Annotated in this window: 13 protein-coding genes; all 13 read left to right on the plus strand. The window is 71.8% G+C overall.

All coding sequences use genetic code 11. The features are described 5' to 3' along the window. Positions 1 to 78: 78 nt before the first annotated feature. Positions 79 to 945: a PAC2 family protein gene (locus VFZ70_18375; protein ID HEX6257781.1), complete on the plus strand. Its 867-nt coding sequence runs from the start codon at positions 79 to 81 to the stop codon at positions 943 to 945. Beyond that, positions 938 to 1369 carry a PaaI family thioesterase gene (locus VFZ70_18380; protein HEX6257782.1) on the plus strand — a complete coding sequence of 144 codons (432 nt, stop codon included), beginning with the start codon at positions 938 to 940 and terminating at the stop codon, positions 1367 to 1369. The genes VFZ70_18375 and VFZ70_18380 overlap by 8 nt, the downstream gene beginning before the upstream one ends. A 28-nt stretch (positions 1370 to 1397) precedes the next feature. Next, entirely contained in the window at positions 1398 to 2216 is an 819-nt protein-coding gene (trxA, locus tag VFZ70_18385; protein ID HEX6257783.1) for a thioredoxin, read from the plus strand. 104 nt (positions 2217 to 2320) lie between these two features. Then, positions 2321 to 2866, plus strand: coding sequence for a proteasome activator (locus tag VFZ70_18390; GenBank protein ID HEX6257784.1), 546 nt, complete (start codon positions 2321 to 2323; stop codon positions 2864 to 2866). A 182-nt stretch (positions 2867 to 3048) separates the two neighbouring features. Continuing rightward, positions 3049 to 3396 (plus strand): nuclear transport factor 2 family protein, encoded by a 348-nt coding sequence (locus VFZ70_18395; protein ID HEX6257785.1) that lies wholly within the window; start codon positions 3049 to 3051, stop codon positions 3394 to 3396. A 202-nt stretch (positions 3397 to 3598) separates the two neighbouring features. Further along, positions 3599 to 4459 carry a hypothetical protein gene (locus tag VFZ70_18400; GenBank protein ID HEX6257786.1) on the plus strand — a complete coding sequence of 287 codons (861 nt, stop codon included), beginning with the start codon at positions 3599 to 3601 and terminating at the stop codon, positions 4457 to 4459. Continuing rightward, the gene (locus VFZ70_18405; protein ID HEX6257787.1) at positions 4456 to 5595 is read left to right on the plus strand and encodes an ATPase, T2SS/T4P/T4SS family; all 1140 of its coding nucleotides are present in this window, start codon (positions 4456 to 4458) and stop codon (positions 5593 to 5595) included. Before VFZ70_18400 ends, VFZ70_18405 begins: the two co-directional genes overlap by 4 nt. Further along, positions 5592 to 6692, plus strand: a complete 1101-nt coding sequence (locus tag VFZ70_18410) for a type II secretion system F family protein (GenBank protein HEX6257788.1) — start codon at positions 5592 to 5594, stop codon at positions 6690 to 6692. The genes VFZ70_18405 and VFZ70_18410 overlap by 4 nt, the downstream gene beginning before the upstream one ends. A 28-nt stretch (positions 6693 to 6720) precedes the next feature. Continuing rightward, the gene (locus VFZ70_18415; GenBank protein ID HEX6257789.1) at positions 6721 to 6987 is read left to right on the plus strand and encodes a hypothetical protein; all 267 of its coding nucleotides are present in this window, start codon (positions 6721 to 6723) and stop codon (positions 6985 to 6987) included. Beyond that, entirely contained in the window at positions 6978 to 7415 is a 438-nt protein-coding gene (locus tag VFZ70_18420) for a TadE/TadG family type IV pilus assembly protein (GenBank protein ID HEX6257790.1), read from the plus strand. The genes VFZ70_18415 and VFZ70_18420 overlap by 10 nt, the downstream gene beginning before the upstream one ends. Continuing rightward, positions 7408 to 8223, plus strand: coding sequence for a M23 family metallopeptidase (locus VFZ70_18425; GenBank protein HEX6257791.1), 816 nt, complete (start codon positions 7408 to 7410; stop codon positions 8221 to 8223). Before VFZ70_18420 ends, VFZ70_18425 begins: the two co-directional genes overlap by 8 nt. Before the next feature lie 368 nt (positions 8224 to 8591). Next, positions 8592 to 9599, plus strand: coding sequence for a S8 family serine peptidase (locus tag VFZ70_18430; GenBank protein HEX6257792.1), 1008 nt, complete (start codon positions 8592 to 8594; stop codon positions 9597 to 9599). Between the two features lie 237 nt (positions 9600 to 9836). Continuing rightward, positions 9837 to 15263 carry a CHAT domain-containing protein gene (locus VFZ70_18435; GenBank protein ID HEX6257793.1) on the plus strand — a complete coding sequence of 1809 codons (5427 nt, stop codon included), beginning with the start codon at positions 9837 to 9839 and terminating at the stop codon, positions 15261 to 15263. Positions 15264 to 15298: the final 35 nt, after the last annotated feature.

Raw genomic sequence — 15298 nt, forward strand, 5'->3', positions numbered from 1 at the left:
CGGCCCGCCGGGCCTGAGCCCGCCGGTCGTGACGACCGGCGCTCTCCACCGGTCGTCACCGCCGCTAGCCTGGCGGGCATGTCCGAGTTGCTGCATTGGGTCCGTCAACCGCCGACCGTGCGCCGCGCGGTCCTGATCGTCGCGCTCGACGGCTTCGTCGACACCGGCTCGGCCGCCTCGAACGCTTCGGCCTTCCTCCGCCACCGCTGGCGGGCGGAGCTGATCGGACGGTTCGACGGCGACGAGCTGATCGACTACCGCGCGCGCCGGCCGACCGCCGTGGTCGACTCCGGCGTGGTCCGCCGCATCGACTGGCCGGAGCTCGAACTGCTGGCCGCACCACTCGAGGACGCATCCCACGACGTCCTCATGCTGCTGGGCCCTGAGCCCGACATGCGCTGGCACGCCTTCGCCGACGAGGTGGCACGGCTGTGTGCGGACCTCGGCGTTGAGCAGGTCGTGCAGCTCGGGTCGTATCCCGCGGCTGCCCCCCACACCCGGCCGGTGTCGGTGACGTGCGCGCGCAACCGCGTCGACCAGGCGCTCGAGTTCAACGCCACCGACGTGGGTGGCTACACGGGTCCGATCAACGCCAGCACCGTGCTGCAGGTGGCGTTGACCGACCACGACATCCCGGCTGTCGGACTGTGGGCGGAGGTGCCGCACTACATCGCGACCAACCCCCACCCGCCCGCGGCGCTGGCGTTGGCCGAGCGCATCGCCGGCGCCCTCGGCGTCGACATCGATACCACCGAGCTGCGCGCCGCGGCCACCCTGCACCTCGAGCAGGTCGCTGAGGCGGTCGCCGAGCACGAGGAGGCGGCGTCGATGGTCAGCGCGCTCGAGGAGATGGTCGACGCGGACGACGACGAGGAGGAACTGCCGACCGGCGACGACCTCGCCGCCGAGATCGAGTTGTTCCTCGAGGCCAACAGCGATGACTGAGGTCGGCGACCTGGGCGACATGCTGCCGGTCGCGCTCGACGGCCATCCGCACGGTCGCGGCTTCACGACCGGCCTTGGGCTCACCCTGGTCGACCTGACGCCGACCAAAGCCCGCGCGACGGCCGAGATCGGCCCGGAGCACCACCAGGAGGCCGGCATCCTCCACGGCGGCTGGCACGCGGCCGTGGTCGAGACCGTCGGCAGCCTCGGCGCACACCTCAAGGCCAGCGAGGACGGCCAGACGGTCGTCGGCGTCTCCAACCTCACGGAGTTCTTCCGGCCCGTCGTCGACGGTGCGCTCGACGTCGAGGCGGCGCCGGTGCACCAGGGCCGCACCCAGCAGGTCTGGGAGGTCCGCATCACACGGCCTGACGGGAAGCTGGTCGCACGGGGCCAGCTCCGCCTGGCGAACATTGACCACTGACCGCAACGCAACGAGGTTCTGGTAACCAATGTCCACCGTCACCGTCCCCGCCGTCACCGAGGCGAGCTTCACGCGCGATGTGGTCGAGGCGAGCGCCACACGGCCCGTCGTCGTCGACTTCTGGGCGCCGTGGTGCGGCCCGTGCCGGCAGCTGTCCCCCTTGCTCGAGCAGATGGCGCAGCGTTTCGCCGGCGACGTGGCGGTCGTCAAGCTGAACGTCGACGAGGCGCCGCGCCTGGCGCAGCAGTTCCGGGTGCAGGGCATCCCCTCCGTCAAGGCGTTCCGCGACGGGCGCGTCGTCGACGAGTTCGTCGGGTTGCAGCCGGCGCCGGCGATCGAGCAGTTCTTCGCCGCGCTGGCGCCCAGCACGGCGGACCGGCTGGTCACCCGCGCGGCCGCGGAGCCGGAGCGAGCCGAGGCGTTGCTCGGTGAGGCGCTCGACGCCGAGCCGGCGCACCCCGGCGCGCTGATCGCCCTGGCGCGGCTGCGCCGTGATCAGGGCAGCCTCGACGAGGCGCGGGCGCTGCTGGCACGGGCGTCCGAGCATGACGAGGCGCAGCGCCTGCTGGCGGAGCTGCGGTTGGCGGACAATGGAGACGGGTCCGACCTCGACGCGCTGGCCGCCCACGCCGACCGCTCCCCGCAGGACCGGGTGGCCTACGGCCGCGCGTTGGTCGCCGCTGGTCGCCACGACAAGGCCGCCGACGTCCTGCTCGACGCCGTGACCGTGCCCGAGACGCGTGACGAGGCCCGCACGTTGCTGCTCGACCTGTTCCGGGTACTTGGCGACCAGCACGACATCACCCGGCGCACACGCCCGCGGCTGGCCAGCGCCCTGTTCGCCTGAGCGTCACGCGCCGCACGCTACGCGGCGCGGGCGCACGCCCCCCGGACGGCCACACAATGTCAGGCACCGGGGTAGCGTGAACCGCGGACGACAAGGATGAGACCGTGACCGATCAGCCCCACCCTCCGATCGAGCCGGACGCGGTGTCCGCCGGTGCCGACCCCGGCCTGGACGGCGACACCGCCGGCGACGACGATGCGCAACAGGTCGAGGTCGTCGACGAGGAGCAGCCCGACGCCATCACAGAGCCGGGCAAGCTGCTGCGGATCGCCCTCATGCTGCGCGAGATGCAGGAGGAGGTGCGCCGCGCCGATCCCGACGAGGCGGGCCGGCAGCGGCTGCGCCAGATCCACGAGACCTCGTTGAGCCAGATGCGGTCCGTGCTGACCGGTGGCCTGCAGGAGGAGCTGGACGCGCTCACCCTGCCGTTCGACAGCGAGACGCCCACCGAGTCGGAGATCCGCATCGCGCAGGCGCAGCTCATCGGCTGGCTCGAGGGCCTGTTCCAGGGCATCCAGGCTGCGATCGCCAGCCAGCAGATGAGCGCGCGCCAACAGCTCGAGCGGATGCGGCGCGGTCTGCCGCCCGGCATGCAGGCCGGACGCGCGGCCGGTCAGCGCGACGACAGCCCGACGGGTCAGTACCTGTAGGGAGGTCGAGCGCGCCAGGCGGGCGTCCGGCGCGTTCGACGGTGTCGGTGGGCACGGCCTTTGGCCGGGCGCGGTGCCGCGGATATCGTTGCGGCCTGACGCGGTGTCGTGGTCCACGGCGGCGCGGGCTGGCAATCCAACGGCCGCGACCATCAGCGGACGCGGCACGCCGAGGAGATGCGATGGGTCGAGCACGGGAACTGTGGGAGCAGCTCAGCGCTGCGATGGAGAAGCATGACGACACCGCCGTCGCCGAGCTCTACGCGACCGAGTCGATGTTCCTCGAGCCCAACAACCCGCCGCACGAGGGCCGCACGCTCATCCGGTCGTATCTGAACTCCTGGATGCAGGCCCGCGAGGATCTCGACATCACCGTCGAGCGCATCCTCGAGTCCGAGGACGGCTCGACGGTCGCGGTCGAGTGGAAGATGAGCTACACGGCGGCGGGACGACGGTGGTCGAGCCTGCCACGCAGCAGTTGGATCGAGGTCGACTCGGGTGGGATCCGCTACCACCGCGACTACTACTAGGTCCCGAGGTTCGACTCTCCGGCGCTCGAGGCGACCGGGTCGCCCCGGCGAACGCGCCTGTCCTGACACACGAATGCTGACGGTCGACCGCCCGCACTCCTGACGTCGTCATCCACAGGCGGGCAGCCCGTCGACGGGCGTAGCTCGCCGATCGCTCCTACCGTGCGCTGCCGTCACGACGGACTGCACGGCAGGAGCCAGCATGATCGACGACCTTCCGGTGTCGGTGGCGCTGCCCGCGCCGCTCGACGCCGAGGTGGTCGCGTGGGTAGAGGGCGACCTCGGCTGGCAGGTCGTCGATGCGGGCGGGTCGCTGGCACCGGTGCTCGCGCTGGCCGACGCGCCGCAGGGTGGCGATCCGTGGATCGCCATCGTCGACGGGGTCCCGGGCGATGTGGCGGTCACGGCGTTGCTGACGGCCGGCGCCGAGGATGTCGTCGGCTGGCCGGACGACCGCGAGCGGATCCCGCTGATCGCCACGCGGATCGACGTGCACCGCCGCGTGGCGCCGCGGGGCGCCCGGCTGGAGATCGCCGGCGTCGCCGGTGGCGTGGGCACGTCGACCCTGGCACTCGCGTTGGGCGGGTTGCTGGCGTGGGGTGGCGCCGCGGCGCTCGTGGTCGGCGGTGACGGCATGCTGGCGCTCGTCGGCGACGCGGGGCGACGTGCTGGTGGCGGGACCCACGTCGCTGTCGACGGCGTGCCACGGCTGTCCGTCGCCGGCCGCCACGGCGCGACCGCGCCGGCGGCGTGGAGCGGCGACGTCGTGGTGGTCGACGCCGGCACGCGGGTGACACCGTCGACCACCCTGGTCGTCGCACGCCCGGACGGCGCGCTGCGTCGGGCCGCCCGCGGCGACCACCCTGTGGTCGTCAACGGTGACCGGCCGGTCGTGGCCGCCGACGTCCGCCGTCTGCTCGGCAGGCCGCCCATCGCGCACCTGCCGTGGTCGGCGCGCGTGGCGCGGGCCGCCGTCGCGGGACGCGTGCCGTCGGCTCTGCCCGGCCGGTGGCTTCGCGACCTCGGTGACGGGCTGCGCCGGGTGGACGGGTGGGCGCGATGAGCGTCGACCTCGATCGCATCCGCCGACGGGTGGCCGACGATCCCGCCCTGCAGGCCGCGGGGCCGGCGGCGGCGCGCGGACCTGCGCTGCGCGCGGCGATCGCCCGCGCGGTGCGTGCCGAGCAGCTGCTGCTCGACGACCGCGGGCTCGCCGCCGTCGTCCGGGACGTGACCGATCTGTTCACCGGACTGGGTCCCGCCGAGCGCCTGCTCCGCGCACCCGATGTCACCGACGTGATGATCAACGGGCCCGGTGAGGTGTGGATCGAGCGTGCGGGTCGGCTGGAACGCACCGACGTCACCTATCCGGACGCCGACGCGGTGCGCGCGGCCGTCCTGCGTGTCGTCGGCCCGCAGGGTCTGCGCTTCGACCGCGCCCACCCGACCGTCGACACGCGTCTCGCCGACGGTAGCCGCCTGCACGCCGTGGGAGCGCCGCTGACGTCGGCTGGCCCACTTGTGACCGTACGCAGATTCGCGACGGTGGCCCACTCGTGGGACGACCTCGAGGCCGGCGACGCCGTGCCTCCCGTAGCGCGCCGCCTGCTCACGGAAGCAGTCGCCGATCGTCGCGCCATCGTGTGCTGCGGACGTACCGGGACGGGCAAGACCACGCTGCTCGGCGTGCTGCTCTCAGAGGTGTCAGCGGCCGAGCGGGTCGTCGTCGTCGAGGACGCGCCCGAGCTCGCGCTGCGTTGCCCGCATGCGGTCCGCCTCGAGACGCGCCCGGCGACCGGGGAGGGTACGGCAGCGATCGACTTCCGCGACCTGGTGCGCCAGGCGTTGCGGATGCGGCCCGACCGCATCGTGGTCGGCGAGGTGCGCGGTACCGAGGTCGTCGACGTGCTCGCCGCACTCGCGACCGGCCACGAGGGGTGCATGACCACGGTGCACGCGCGCGCCGCCGACGAGGCGTTGGTGCGTCTCGAGGGCATGGCGCTGCTCGCGGGGTTGCCGCTGGCGGCCATCCGCGCCCAGCTGGCCGTGAGCCTGGACCTGCTGGTCGTCCTCGACCGTGACAGCGATGGCGCCCGCGGGGTCCGTCAGATCGCTGAGGTCGAGGGGCTGACGGCCGACGGTCGACTCGACTGGCGGGACGTCTGGCGTCGGCAGCCGGTGGCCGGAGGTGGGCGGTGACGTCGGTGTCGACGACCGATCTGCTGCGCGTCCGTGCTGCGTTGGCGGTCGGGGTCCCACCATCGCACGCGTTGCGCGCCGCGACCGGTGCCGCGCTCGCTGACGTCGGGCGTCAGGTCGCCCTGGGCCGCGGGCTGGCGGACGCGGCGCGCGCGTCCACGCAGGCACCCGGCCCCCTGGGCGCCGGCCCGTTGCTGCGCGCGCTGGCGCTGGCCGAGCGCTGCGGGCACGGTGCCGTCGATGCGGTCGACGTGGCCCTGGGCACGCGGCAGGACGCCGTGGCCGATGACCAGAGGTTGCGGGCCCGCTCCGCGCAGGCCACCGGCACGGCACGCCTGCTCGCTGTGCTGCCGGTCGTCGCCTGGGCGCTGCTGGTGGCGCTGGATCCCAGCGCGCTGCGCTTCTATGCGGCACCGCCCGGTTGGGTGTGCGCCACCGCCACCGTCGTGTTGACCGTCGCGGCGAGGTGGTGGTCGCGGCGACTGGTCGCACGCGCCGAGCGCGCCGCGGCGCTGGCCGATCCGCTGGCCGTCGCGCCGACCGGGTTCGACCGCATGCGGGCGGCCGTGGCCGCCGGCCCTGCCTTCGTGACGGCGGTGCTCGTGGCGGGGCCGGTCGCGGGACTCGCCGTCGGTGCGGCGATCGCCGCGCTCAGTGGCCGGCCCCGTACCGCCGGCACGCCGTCACCGCTCGGCGCCGTCGAGATGGTGGAACTGCTGCGGATGCTGCTCGGTGTGGGCATCGCCCTGCCCGCTGCGCTCGACGACCTCGCCGCGGTCGTGCAGGCGCCCGTCGACGCCCGGTTGCGCGCGGTCGCGCGCCGCCTTCGGGCGGGAGAGGATGTCGAACCCTCCTTCGACGCCTCCGGGCTCGCCGAGATCGGTGCCGTCCTGGCCATCTCCGAGCGCTGGGGCGTGGCGGCCGGGGAACCGCTGCGACGGCTCGGTGAGACGTTCCGTGCCCGTCAACGCGCCGCCGCGGAGACCGCCGCCGAGCGCGTCCAACTTGCTCTCGTCTTCCCCACCACCCTGCTGACGCTTCCGGCATTCGTCATCGCGATCGTCCCGCCGCTGGTGTGGGCCGCGTTGTCGCCGTGAGGCGTCGGCCCGACATGAAAGGAACAGCATGAGCCTGACCACGATCGTGCGGCGCGTCGACGCCGCGTCACGGATCGGCGCTGCGGGCGCAGGCACCGCGCTCGAACGCCGCGTCGCCGCGCTGCGTGCCCGGTCGGAGCGCGGTGCGCAGGCCGCGGAGTACGCGATGCTCGGCGGCGTCAGCGCTGCCGCCTGCACAGGCCTCGTCGCCCTGTTCAAGAACAGGGAGACGTTGCGGGTGTTGGTCGATGCAGTGATCGGCACGCTCGGCAGGGTCATCGAGGGATGGTTCTGACGAGGCCGCCCGGGGGTGTGGCCGGTCTCGGCCATGCCCCCACCTCCTGCCGGTTGCCGCAGGCGGGAGGCGAGTCGGGCAGCCAGGCGTTGGAGTTCGCCATGGTGGTGCCGTTGCTGGGGCTGCTGCTGGGTCTGGTGATCCAGACCGGGTTGCTGTTGACGGACGTGGTGGTGGCGCAGGGCATCGCCCGCGAGGTGGGACGCACGGCCGCGGTCGACGGTGATGCGCAGGCGAGGAGGGTCGCCGAACGCCTGGCGGGTGATCGCGGGGTGCGCATTGACCTCGACGATGACGGCGGCGCGGTCGAGGTCCGCCTCGAGCTGGCGACCGGCGCGTTCGCGGCGTTCGGGGTGGATCTGTGGCTGCCCGCGCGGGCGACGTTCCGGCGGGAGACGCCCTTCGGAGCGGAGGCCGGCGGTGGCTGATCGCCGCCGGCAGGGCGCCGATGACGGGTCGGTGGGGCTGCTGGCGCTGCTCGGAGGCGGTCTGGTCCTGTTCGTCGCCTTGGTGCCGTTGGTGGTCGTCGGCGATCTGGTGGTGACGCGTGCGCGGGCGCAGACGGCGGCGGATGCCGCCGCGCTCGCGGCGATGGCTGATCCGCTCGGCGGCGGTCGCCGCGCGGCGCGGGAGTTGGCGAAGGCCAACGGTGGGCGTCTGGTGTCGTGCTGTGGCGACCGGCCCGACCGGCGGGAGGTGACCGTTGCCGTCAGGTCAGCGTCGCGGCTGCTCGCCGCGGTCGTGCCATGGATCGAGGCGCGGGCCGCCGCTGGGCTGGTCGCGCCGCCTTCGGTCGCCGCGGCGCCGGCGGCGCGGTCGGGCGCGACGCCCGTCGGGGCGGGCGCGGCAACCGGGGGTCGGGTGTGGCCGCTCTCGGCGCCGGTGACCAGCGGGTTCGGCACGCGGACGCACCCGATCACTGGTGAGGTGCGGTTGCACACGGGTCTGGACCTCGGCGCGCCGTCCGGCACGCCGGTGGCCGCGGCCGCGGCGGGTGTCGTCGCGTCCGCTGGGTGGATGGGAGGCTACGGCAACGCCATCGATGTCCGACACCCCGACGGGACGACGACCCGGTACGCGCACCTGTCGCGCATCCTGGTGCGCGGCGGACAACGGGTCGCCGCCGGGCAGGGCATCGGCCTGGTCGGGTCGACCGGCCTGTCAACCGGGCCGCACCTGCACTTCGAGGTCCGCACCGCCGCCGGCCCCACCGACCCCCACACCTGGCTGCCCTGACGCCGCCACAGCGGTCAGGTCACCGCTGAGACGTTTCGACCGATCATGTATCACCCGACGGGTCTGCGATCTCATCGAGTCGACCGGGCATGCAGCTGACCGCGCGCCTCCACGCGCAGTGAATGCCGGCTGTTCGCCACCGACATCCGGCCACATGGGAGTGGATGATGGACAGCTATGTGATTCTGCGCAACCTCGAGCGTGCCCCCGCCGGTGACCCGTCTGGCGGACCTCTCCTCGGACCGGCGGGAGGTACGCGTGGTGCGCCCGCACCCCCACCGGAACCGCGGGTCGAGGTCGAGACACTCGAACGCCGAGAGCGCGCCGACCTGATGCGTGATCCTGAGGTTGCTGGAATCGCGCGTCAGATGCCGACCCGGTTGATAGCGCCGTTCGCCAGCACAGCCAGCGGCGACGGCGGCAGTACCGCCGAGAATGGCGCTGCGTGGGGCATCTCCGCCGTGAAGGCCGACGGATCGGAGTTCACGGGCGATGGTGTCGTGGTCTCGGTGCTCGACACGGGCATCGACGCGTCGCATCCCGCCTTCGACGGCGTGCAACTGGTCCAGAAAGACTTCAGCGGAAGCGGGAACGGCGATGTCCAAGGGCACGGTACGCACTGTGCCGGCACGATCTTCGGGCGCGACGTCGACGGCACGAGGATCGGCATCGCGCGTGGCGTGACGAAGGCGCTGATCGGCAAGGTGCTGGGCGACGACGGCCGCGGGAACTCTGACATGATCTTCCGCGGCATCACCTGGGCGGTCGACCAGGGTGCGAACATCATCTCCATGTCGCTCGGTTTCGACTTCCCGGGGTACGTCAAGTTCCTGACGGATCAGGGAATGCCGGTCGAGCTCGCCACGTCACAGGCGCTCGAGGCGTACCGCAGCAACCTGCGGGTCTTCGACTCGCTCATGGCGATGGTGAGGGCCCGTGAGGCGTTCGGGGCGGGCACGGTGCTGGTGGCCGCGGCGGGCAACGAGAGCCGCCGCGACGTGAGCGCTGACTTCGAGATCGCCGCGTCCCTGCCGGCCGCCGCGGAGGGAATGGTGTCTGTCGGTGCGCTGGGCCGTAGCGGCTCCGTGCTCTCGGTCGCGCCGTTCTCGAACACGTTCCCGGTCGTGAGCGCTCCTGGCGTCGATGTGCTGTCCGCGAATGCCGGAGGAGGGTTGCGCAGCCTCAACGGCACGAGCATGGCCACGCCACACGTGGCAGGTGTTGCCGCGCTCTGGTGGGAGTCCGTGCAGTCGCTGGGATTGCGGACGTTCGCCCCGACGGTGGCGGCGAAGCTGCGCGCCAACGCCCGCATCGACGTGTTCGAAGACGGACATGACGCCGTCGACCGTGGAGCCGGCATCGTCACCGCGCCCTGATTGCAGGGCGACCCTTCTCGTTTCGCCCGTGAAGGCAGATCGCACTCAGAAATCGGTAGAATCAGTCAGCGATACACCATTTATGCGATCGTGTGCGGATTGGGTCCTTGTTGCATGTTGACTGTCGGGGTTCCCTGATGAATGATCGGACGCACCTGTGTCCGTTTGAGGTTGTGACGAGCTCGTTGACCTCTCGGCGTTCCGGTGGCGGGTTGGCATCGTTCGGAGATGGTGCGAATGTCTGAGACGATCAGGTTCCTGGGCCGGCGGACGGAACCGCGCGCCGACAATGACGTTGATCGGCTGCTCGATGACGTCGACTACGAGGTGGTCGACGAGATCCGGTCGGTGTCTGCGCGCGACGCCGTCGAGGAGGTGTCGTTCGAGCCCGCGCCTGACGACGTCGTCGAGATTCAGGATGTGGATGGCTTCACGACCTTCCGGCGTGCCGATTCGATGCTGGCGGATGCGGGCGACGGCGACGCTCGCGCAGCCGAGACGGCGGTACATCGTGCGGCGACCCGCGACGGACTCGGCCGGGTCGCCAGCGTGCGACGTGCCCGGGTGTCGTTGCCGGACGACATCGTTGCGGCGGCCAACAAGATTCACGAGCTGCTGACCGATGCGGCGCGTGATCGCCTCGTCGACATGGTCATCGACCCGGCGCTGAAGAAGGCGGCCAGCGAGATCACGAAGTGGGTGGACCGACCGGCGGAGGAGGGCGACGAGCACTGGCACGACAAGCCCAAGCCGCGCGGGATCTACCGGATCGGACCGGACATACGGCTGACGGCGTCGAACCGCGTCGAGGCGGGGGACCTCCCGCCGTCCCGCAAGCCGTATCTGCTCCTGATCCATGGCACGTTCTCGCACACGGAAGCCGGGTTCGGGGGTATCCGGGGCGTGGACTTCGGTCGGTTCGCGCGCGCGTACGGCGATCGCATCATCGCGCTCGAGCACGCCACTCTGGGGTTGACACCGTCCGAGAACGCCGTGATGGCCGCCGACCTGTTGCCCGACGGCGCGACGCTGCACATCGTCAGCCACAGCCGCGGAGGCCTGGTCGGTGAGGCGCTCTCGCTGGCAGCCGCGGAGGCGTGGCCCGGGACGTCCCTGTACGAGCAGCGTGATCAGCACGGCCATCCCGACGTCGCGGCGCTTCGTCGGCTGCGCGAACTCGTCGGGGGCAAGGGGATCGAAGTCACGCGCTTCGCGCGGGTCGCGTGTCCCGCGCGCGGGACGACGCTGGCGTCACGTCGCCTCGACCGCTACGCGAGCTATCTCTTCAACGCCTTGAACATGATTCCCGCCGTGCGTGCGGCGGGCGTCGCCGCTGTCGTCAAGAAGTTGCTGCTGGCACTGCTCGACAAGCGTTCCGATCCACGGCTGGTGCCCGGCGTCGAGGCGATGATGCCGGAGTCGACGTTCGTCGCGCTGCTCAACACCGCGCAGTCGATCGATGACGGCATGGCGGCGATCTCCGGTGACGTCGAGGCGGGTGGGATCTTCCACCGTCTGAAGGTCTTCGGCGCCGATCTCTTCTATCGGGAGGACCACGACTTCGTGGTCAACACCACCGCGATGGCCGGCGGGGTGCCACGCAGGACCGCCCGTCAGGCGTTCTACCGGGGCCCGGAGGTCGTGCACTCCGCCTACTTCATGCGCGCGGCGACGCGGCGCGCGGTGATCCGCTGGCTTGAGGCCGAGGCCGGCGCCGAGGTGGACGAGTTCGTTGCGCCCGGCGGCCCACCGATCGTCTCCCGCGCGCGACAGCGAAGCGCCGGCGTGGCGGACGGCGGCACCGTGGTCGTCGTCCCCGACGTCTTCGGCACGGTGCTCGCACGCAACAACGAGCCCGTGTGGCCGGCGGTTCGACCACTCGTCGGCGGGGTTGCGCGTCTGCTGGAAGCCACGACCCAGGCGACCGCCGAGCTGGCGGGCGTCCACGACCCGTTGATCGAGCAGCTCAGCGCACAGTTCACGGTACAGGCGCTCGCATATGACTGGCGGGAGGGCGCTCAGGACACGGCCGCCCGAATGGCGGGGCGTCTGCATGAGATCCTCGACGGCGCGACGGGTCCGGTGCATGTCGTGGCACTGGGTGGCGGCGGGCTTCGTGTGCTCGCGGCGTACGCGTCGCTGCCGAGCCTCCCGGCCGGCGTGAAGGCCAGCGGAGGACGCACGCTGCTCCTCAGTCCGCCGGTCGATGGGTCGTGGCGGATGGCCAGCGTCCTGTCCGGCCACCACGAGCTCGCCGCACAGCTCGCGCTCGTCGATCCGGCGTGCGACGCCGAACAGATCGGCGCGACGCTCGGTGCCGCGCGTGGCCTCGCCGAGCTCGTGCCAGAGGGCGCACCCTTTGACGATGAGGTTCTGGACGCCGGTCGTCGGCTGCGTGACGTGTTGGCGACCGACGGGAGCGGCTGCGTCGTACTGTTCGGATCGGGCGTCGCCACGATCAGTGGATGGTCGACGGACGACGAACGGTACGTCACGACCTCAGGTGACGGGTACGCGACGGTCGCCGCAGAGCGGCTCGCGGAAGCCACCGTCCGGTACGCCCCCATGCCGTACGCGAGCATGTTGGTCGAGCCTCGGGGGTTGGCATTCGTCTCTGGCCTGTTGAGCGACGGCACTTCCGACGGCCTGCTGCGGTCGGCGCCGGTCGCGGCGGTCCGCAACGGCCTGTTCCGCCCGGCTGCCCATCGCGTCGACTTCCCGACCGACACCGACGTCGCCGATGCGGCGCTCGATCTCAGTGTGTTCGCGCCGGCCAGTCAACGGGACGCGGTGTCGCTGGCTGTCGTGCACGGCGACCTGCAGCAGGTCGAAGGCCCCGTGCTGGTGGGGGTGTACGACGGTACGCCGATCGGCGGCGCCGAGCAGGCGCTGGACCGCCAGTTCGGTGGTGCGATCAGCCATCGGCTGGCGCTGGGGCAGCTGGCGGGTCCATTGGGCTCCGCTGACGTGATCGGACCGGACAGCTCGGGCGCCGCGGGCGTCGTCGTCGGCATGGGCAACCCTGGCGATCTGTCGGCCAACGGCCTTGCAGCCGGTGTCACGAACGGCATCGTCAACCTCGCTCTCGCCTTCCGCGACGCGAACAGCGATGTGCAGGCGCTGACCGTGTCGACGGTGCTGGTCGGTGCCGGCAGCAGCGGCGGACTGCCCGTACCCGTCTCGCTGACGAGCGTCGTCAACGGCGTGCATCGTGCGAACCGGTCGCTCGCGGACGCCGACCTCGACATCCGCGTGGAAACGCTGCAGATCATCGAGCTGTACGAGGACCGCGCGATCGAGGCGGCCGAGGCGGCCATCGCTCTGGCCAGGCAGCCGTCCGCGGACGGTCCGACCGTGGTGGCTGAGCAGATCCTGCTCGACGGGTGCGGCGGTCGGCCAGGACTGCCGCCGCCCGACTACCAGTCCGACGCGTGGCGCACCGTGCGCGTCGTCGCCGTCCCCGACGCTGACCCCCAGGACGACCTGGTGGACCTGTCGTTCACCAGTGTCGGCCGGGCTGCGCGCGCAGAGCAGCTCGTGACAACGACCCAGCGGAAGATCATCAGCGCGCTGATCGAGCAGAGCGTCGCCGAGCCGCGCCCGGACCCACAGCTGTACAACACGCTGTATGAGCTGTTGATCCCCCGGTCGATGAAGAGCCACGGGCCGGAGGACGACAACCTGATGTTCGTCGTCGACCAACATGCCTCGACGCTGCCGCTCGAGTTGCTCGGCACGAGGGCGTGGACCGGTAACACCACGCCGCTGGCGGTCACAACGGGGTTGCTTCGTCGTCTCGAGACCAGCACGTTCCGGCAGATCGTCCGCCCCGCGGCGGGGCATCGCGCGCTGGTGATCGGCGATCCGGCGGTCGCGCCGCCGTTGCCGCGGTTGGCCGGCGCCCGCCAAGAGGCACAGCGCGTCGCGGACACGCTCCGCGCCGCCGGTTACGACGTGACGGCGCTGATCTCGGTCGACGGCGACGATCAGTCGGTCACCGTCACGCGCGTGATGAACGCCCTGTTCGCCCACGACTATCGGATCATCCACATCGCGGCGCACGGCGAGTACGAATCGCCGACCCGCAACGGCGTGCTGCTCGGCGACGGCGTACGCCTGTCCGCGGCCGAGGTCGGTCAGATGCGTTCCACGCCGGACCTCGTGTTCCTCAACGCCTGTCACATCGGGTCGATGCTGCTGCGGTCGCAGTTCGACCCCGACAGCGAACCGGGTGATGAAGCAGCAACGTCGCGCACCGATCAGCGCGAGTCGGACGATGACACGGTGACGCCGCGTACCGCCCGCAGCGACTCTGGCGACGGCACCGCGACATCGCGTACCAACCGCGCCGGCCGGCTGGCGTCCAGCATCGCCCGGCAGCTGATCAATGACGGCGTGCGCGCCGTCGTGGCGGCCGGCTGGGCTGTCGACGATGCGGCTGCTTCGGCCTTCGCGACCGAGTTCTACCGGCGCCTGCTGGGCACCGATGACCTGGGCACCGCGACGCACGGAGCCCGGGCGGCGATCTACCGCAATCATCCGCACGTCAACACCTGGGGTGCGTACCAGGTCTACGGACCGCCGGCCATGCGCATCCACGCCGCGAAGGCCGGCGCGCGTGAGGACCCCACGATCGTGTCCCGCAAGCAGTACGGGCAACGGCTCAAGGCCATACAGCGCGCCGCAGACGAGGCGACGGGTGACGCGGTCGAGCAGACGTGGCGACGGGTCGCGGACCTCGCCCCCGTCGTGCCGGACCATTGGCGCGGGGGCGCTGAGGTCGCCGCGGAGGCGGCGATCGCTTTCACGCTCGGCCGCTACGCGGACGCCATCGACCGGTACCACATCGCACGCAGCCGTTGGGACGGAAGGCTGCCGCTGCAGGCCGTCGAACAGCTCGCCAACGCCTACGCCAAGCACGCGGTCCAGCTCCGCCGGGACGCCGATGCGCTGGAACAGCGGGCCAGGACCGAGGGCGGTGCCGACGACGGGGACCGCAGGGACGCCGATGATCGCGGCGTGGTGGAGGATGACGCCACCACGGTGGCGATGAAGCGGTCGGACGCGGCGCGCTACGACCGCGATGCGGAGAAGCTCATCGACGCCATGCTCGTCGTCGGCGGAGGGACACCCGAGCGGCTGGCCATGAAGGGCAGCTTCTGGCGGCGCCGCGCAGTCGTGCACGACGACCCATCGCATGCGCTGCGGGAAGCCAGGGACGCCTACCACGAGGCCGCCGAACACTACCGCGACCGGCGGGGGTCACTGGACTTCTACACAGGGATCAACGGGGCGCTCCTCGACTGGCTGGTGGCGGTGCGCGGCAGCCAGCCGATCGATGCGGAGGATCTGCTCGCACGCATCGAGGAGTGCCGGGCCGACGCGGATGCCCAGCCGTGCTCCAACTTCTGGACGCGCAGCGCCGCCGGTGACGCGCTGCTGCTCCAGTGCCTCGTCGAGAACTCGGTCGCCGCCCGCACGGACGAGATCGTCGCTGCGTACAGCGATGCGGCTGCGCAGGGTGCGAGCCGCCGGGAACGACTGTCGATCGTTGAGCACATCGACATCGTCATCGCGTCACTGAGCACGGCGCACCGAAAGCCAGAGGCCGTTGACGCGCTCAGGACCATCGCTGCGCAACTGCACCCGGACGCCGACTCCTGAAGCGCGCTGTGATCCGTGCGCGCCGGCGGCGGACC

Source organism: Euzebyales bacterium (genome assembly GCA_036374135.1).
Lineage (GTDB): Bacteria > Actinomycetota > Nitriliruptoria > Euzebyales > JAHELV01 > JAHELV01.